Source organism: Kitasatospora sp. NPDC059817, assembly GCF_042731835.1.
In the GTDB taxonomy this organism is placed as follows: domain Bacteria; phylum Actinomycetota; class Actinomycetes; order Streptomycetales; family Streptomycetaceae; genus Kitasatospora.
This window is the reverse complement of record NZ_JBHWIR010000323.1, coordinates 1-4,929: the sequence shown is the minus strand read 5'-3', so window position 1 is coordinate 4,929 and position 4,929 is coordinate 1. Positions and strand designations below refer to the sequence as shown.

The 4,929-nt window shown below is 73.2% G+C and carries 7 protein-coding genes; all 7 read left to right on the top strand.

Annotated features, from left to right (window positions below; genetic code table 11):
- Positions 1-342 (top strand): hypothetical protein (locus ACFV61_RS34430; RefSeq protein ID WP_380496028.1); only part of this gene is annotated, 342 nt, incomplete at its 5' end.
- A 67-nt stretch (positions 343-409) separates the two neighbouring features.
- Entirely contained in the window at positions 410-838 is a 429-nt protein-coding gene (locus ACFV61_RS34425) for a phage tail protein (protein ID WP_063346010.1), read from the top strand.
- Between the two features lie 58 nt (positions 839-896).
- Positions 897-1,616: a LysM peptidoglycan-binding domain-containing protein gene (locus tag ACFV61_RS34420; RefSeq protein ID WP_063346009.1), complete on the top strand. Its 720-nt coding sequence runs from the start codon at positions 897-899 to the stop codon at positions 1,614-1,616.
- Positions 1,613-3,394 (top strand): VgrG-related protein, encoded by a 1,782-nt coding sequence (locus ACFV61_RS34415; protein ID WP_380430238.1) that lies wholly within the window; start codon positions 1,613-1,615, stop codon positions 3,392-3,394. Before ACFV61_RS34420 ends, ACFV61_RS34415 begins: the two co-directional genes overlap by 4 nt.
- Before the next feature lie 75 nt (positions 3,395-3,469).
- Positions 3,470-3,781: a PAAR domain-containing protein gene (locus tag ACFV61_RS34410; protein WP_363373135.1), complete on the top strand. Its 312-nt coding sequence runs from the start codon at positions 3,470-3,472 to the stop codon at positions 3,779-3,781.
- Positions 3,778-4,230, top strand: a complete 453-nt coding sequence (locus ACFV61_RS34405) for a GPW/gp25 family protein (protein WP_380496026.1) — start codon at positions 3,778-3,780, stop codon at positions 4,228-4,230. Before ACFV61_RS34410 ends, ACFV61_RS34405 begins: the two co-directional genes overlap by 4 nt.
- On the top strand, positions 4,230-4,929 hold a 700-nt coding region (locus ACFV61_RS34400; RefSeq protein WP_380496024.1), incomplete at its 3' end, for a putative baseplate assembly protein. The genes ACFV61_RS34405 and ACFV61_RS34400, both read left to right, overlap by 1 nt.

The window sequence follows — 4,929 nt, the reverse complement described above, 5'->3', positions numbered from 1 at the left end:
GCCGGCGCGGGCTCGTCCTCAGGGCCGTCCGGGCCGGCGCGGCCTTCGACGGATACCGCCCGGGTGCTGCAACGGGTGGCGGAGCAGGCGGGGTTGCACGGGGTGCCGTTGACCGCCGTACCGGCCCGCACTCCGGTGACCGTCCAGACCACCGCCTCGTCCCCGCCGCCGACCGCGGCCCCGCCCGCTCAGCCGGGCGGCGGATCGTCGACCGGGCCCACGTCGGGGGCCGACCTCGACGAACTGGCCCGACGCCTGATCGAGCCCGTCGGACGGCTGCTGCGCGCGGAGTTGCGCAGGGGGAGGGAGCGCGCCGGGCGGCCGTACGACGGCCGTCGCTGAGCGCTCGGGGCGAGGCGGACAGACGGGCAGTGGCAGGTGGCAGGTGGGCAGGGCGACGGAGGCAGGAATGACCGACAACATCTTCGCGACGAGCGTGTTCTTCAAGCTCACGATCGGCGGCAACGACCTGGGCGAGTTCACGACGTGCTCGGGGCTGGGCGCCGAGGTCGAGATCCACCAGTACGCCGAGGGCGGCAACAACGGCTTCTCCTGGCAGTTGCCGGGCCGGATCACCTGGTCGAACATCACGCTCACCCGCGCGGTCACCGCGGACACCGTCAAGATCGCCCGCTGGCTGGACGAGACCGTGCGGCGGGTCCAGCCCAAGAACGGTGAAATCGTGGCCCTGCGGCCCGACCTGAGCCCCATCGTCAGCTGGCAGGTGCTCGGCATCGTGCCCGTCCGCTGGCAGGGCCCGTCGTTCGACCCGGCGAACTCGCAGGCGGCGATGGAGTCCCTGGAGATCGCCCACGCCGGGCTGCGCCCGTCATCGTGACGGCGCGCCGCACCCGGCGCAGGCCACCCATCGGACGACGAACGGAAGGAGGTGCGGGATGTCAGACGTCCCCGCGAGTGTCACCCGGGCCCAACTGGCCATCATGGAGCCGCCGGCGACGGTCGGCGCCCAGCCCGGCGGGGTGATCGCGAGGCTCCCGCTTCAGTTCAACCCGTCGAGCCTGGTGCTGCGGAAGTCCTCGGAGTGGCGCCGCACCCCGTCCCGGATGGCCGCCGAGTCCGCGCTGCCCGAGTTCGTCGGCAGCGGGCCCCGCTCGCTGTCCATGGAGGTGTTCCTCGATGCGACGGCGACCCATGACGACTCCGTGGAAAAGGCGGTGGAGCAGCTGATGACGGCCTGTGTGCCGACTCCGGCCAGCCTGGCGCGCAAGAAGCCGGCGAGCCCGTGGATCCGGCTGGACTGGGGCACGTCGTCGACGACGTCGTTCAACGGCGTGCTGACCGGCCTTCAGGTCACCTACTCGCTGTTCGACGTCGACGGCAAGCCGCTGCGGGCCACCTGCTCGTTCACCATCGACGAGGCCAGTGTCGACACGCCGGGCCAGAACCCGACCTCCGGCTCGATGGAGGCGCGCAGCACCCACCGGGTGATCGCGGGCGACAGCCTGCCGCTGCTGGCCTGGCGCGAGTACGGCGACGCGACGGCCTGGCGCACCATCGCCGAGGCCAACGACATCGACGACCCGATGGTGCTCGTCCCCGGGGTGGAACTGATCGTGCCGGGGATCGACGAGCCCACCCGAGGAGGGCGGTCATGACCACTCCCGAGGCACGCGGCGGCCGCTCCTTCGCCGCGGATCCGATCGTCGAGGCGCCCGGCCCGCTGCCGCCGGTCTGGGCGGCCCAGCTGGTCTCCTGCGACATCGAGGAGAGCACGGGCCTGCCCGACACGGCCGTGCTGATGTTCCGCGACGCGGACCACACCTTCCTCTCCGCGACCGGGGTCACCATCGGCACCCGGCTGCGGGTCTCCGTGATGACGGTGCAGGGCAACGCGCAGGTGCGGCTGTTCACCGGCGAGGTGACGGCGCTGGAGCTGGACGTGGACACCACCGGCTCGTTCACCGTGGTGCGGGCGTCCGCCATCACCCACCGGCTGATGCGCGGGCGCCGGGTGAAGGCGTTCCGCAACATGTCGACGGCGGACATCGTCCGTCAGGTCGCCGCGGGCGCCGGGCTCGGTTGCGGCCGGGTCGACGCGTTCCCCGTCGTCCACGAGCAGCTGTCGCAGGCCAACGTCTCGGACTGGGAGTTCCTCCAGTACCTGGCGCAGGAGAGCGGTGCGCAGGTGCGGGCGGACGACGAGGGGCTGCTGGAGTTCGTCAAGCCCGAGCAGGCCTCCTCGGCCCCGGCCCCCTCGACGCCCGCTCCGCAGAACCCGCTGGTCCTGGAGTACGGCCGGAACCTGCTGGAGCTGCGCGGTGTGCTGACGGGCGGCGGCGGGGCGGACACCGTCGAGGTGCGCGGCTGGAACGTCCTCACCAAGAAGGCCCTGGTCGCCACGGAGCCGTCGGTGGCCAGCGAGACGGTGCGGCCCGGGATGAGCCCGTCGACGGCGGCCGCCGCCTTCTCGGGGCAGGCGCGGATGACCGTCACCGACACCCCGTACCGCACGCAGGCGGAGACGGCGGCCGCGGCCGGGTCGGTCGCCGCCTCGGTGGCCGCCGGGTTCGGCGAGCTGGAGGTGGTCGTCGAGGGCAATCCGAAGCTGCGGGCGGGCGTTCCGGTCGCCCTGGGCAACGTCGGCGCCGCCTTCTCGGGCCGCTACACGGCCACCGCGGTGCGCCACCTGCTGGAGCCCTTCCGCGGCTACCGGACGACCGTCGTGGTCAGCGCGGCGCCGGACCGCTCCCTCGCGGGGCTCGTCGCCGGGGGCGGCGCGGTGCCGCGCGGGCCGCGGATGCCCGGCCTGGCCGTCGCCGTGGTCACCGACGTCCGGGAGCCGGGGGGCGCGCAACGCGGCTGGGTGCGGCTGAAGTTCCCGTGGCTGGACGACACCTACGTCTCCGACTGGGTGCGCACCGTCCAGTGGGGCGGGCAGGGCGGCGGCGGTGTGTTCAGCCCCGAGGTGAACGACGAGGTGCTGGTCGGCTTCGAGCAAGGCAGCCTGGACAGCCCGTACGTGCTGGGCGGCCTCTACAACGGCGTCGACAAGCCCTCGCCGCACGAGGTGCCGCTGGTCGACCCGGCCGGCGGGAAGGTCAACCGCCGCTCGCTGGTCTCCCGTTCGGGCCACCGCCTGGAACTGCTGGACGTGCCGGGCGGCCAGTCCGGCGTCCGGCTGGCCAGCGGGGACCGGAAACTGGAGGTGCGGCTGGACGAGCAGCGCGGCGAGATCGTCCTGACCGTCTTCGGCGCGGCCGGTGCGGCGGCGGCGAGTTCGGTGCGGCTTTCCTCCACCGGCATCACCATCGACGCCGGCGCCGGGACGGTGAACCTGCGCGGGGGATCGGTGAACGTCACCGGCCGTACGGGGGTCACCGTGGACGGCGGCGCACTGGCGGTGCTCAAGGCGGCTCTCGTGCGCATCAACTGAGTCACCGTCAGCTGAATCACCGTCAGTGTGGACCGACCCTCCGGCCCCCTCGAACCACCCGATTGGAGAACGCAGATGCCCCCCGCAGCCCGGATGGGTGACACCACCAGCGACGGCGGTGCCATCACCACCCCACCACCAGGCGCCCTCGCGGCGGCGACCGTGCTGATCGGCGGCCGCCCGGCCGCCGTCACCGGCAGCCTGCACGTGTGCGTGCCGCACGTGGAACTCGGGCCCGGCAACGTCGTCATGCCCAGCCCCACGGCGGCGGCCGGGGGCCTGGTCCTGATCGGTGGGCTGCCCGCGGCGCGGATGGGCGACCAGACGGCCTGTGGCGCGAAGATCGTCACCGGCGCCCTCAACGTGCTGATCGGGGGCGTCGCGTGAGCGGCTTCATCGGGCGAGGCTGGGCCTTCCCGCTGCGGGTGAACGCCACCGGCGGCATCGGCATGGTGGACCGGGACCGGGAGATCGAGGAGGCCATCCGGCTGATCCTCGGCACCGCCCCCGGGGAGCGGCCGATGCGCCCGGAGTTCGGCTGCGGCATCCACGAGTACGTGTTCGCGCCGAGCGACGGCGGCACGGCGGGCCGGATCGCGCGCGAGGTGCGCACCGCGCTGGAACGCTGGGAGCCGCGGATCGAGGTGGACGACGTCGTGATCGCCTTCGACACCGTCGACGACGGCACGCTCTACATCGACGTCCACTACACCGTGCGGTCCACCAACGACCGCCGCAACCTCGTCTTTCCCTTCTACACCATCCCGAGCTCGCCGGACGCCCCGGACGTCCAGGACGTCCCGGGTGCCCTGGGCGTGACCGGGGGAGTGAGCTGATGGCGCTGCCCTCCCCGAACCTGGACGACCGCCGGTTCCAGCAACTCGTCGACGAGGCCAAGCGGTTCGTCCAGCAGCGGGCCCCGGAGTGGACCGACCACAACGTGTCCGACCCCGGGGTCACCCTGATCGAGACCTTCGCGTACATGGTGGACCAGCTGCTCTACCGGCTGAACCGGGTGCCGGAGAAGAACTACTCCGCCTTCCTCGACCTGCTGGGCGTCCGGCTCTTCCCGCCGGCCGCGGCGACCGCGGAGGTCGACTTCTGGCTGTCGGCCCCGCAGCCCGAGACGGTGCTGCTGCGGGCGGGCACCGAGGTGTCCACGCTGCGGACCGAGACCGAGGAGGCGGTGGTGTTCTCCACCGCCGAGGACCTGCCCGTCGTCCCCAGCTCCCTCGACCGGCTGGTCACCGTCTCCGCCGCGGGGGAGCAGACCGACGCCACGGCGCGGCTGGCCGACGGGGTGGACGTGCCGTGCTTCCAGCCGCGCCCCCAGGTCGGGGACGCCATGCTGTTCGCGCTGCCCGTCGTCGTGCCGCGCTGCATCCTCGTCGTCCGGCTGGACAGCCGGGTCGAGGGCGTCGGCGTCGACCCGCGCCAGCCCCCGCTGGCGTGGGAGGTGTGGGACGGCGCGCGGTGGATCGCCTGCGAGACCGGCTCCGACACCACCGGCGGCCTCAACCGGCCCGGTGAGGTGG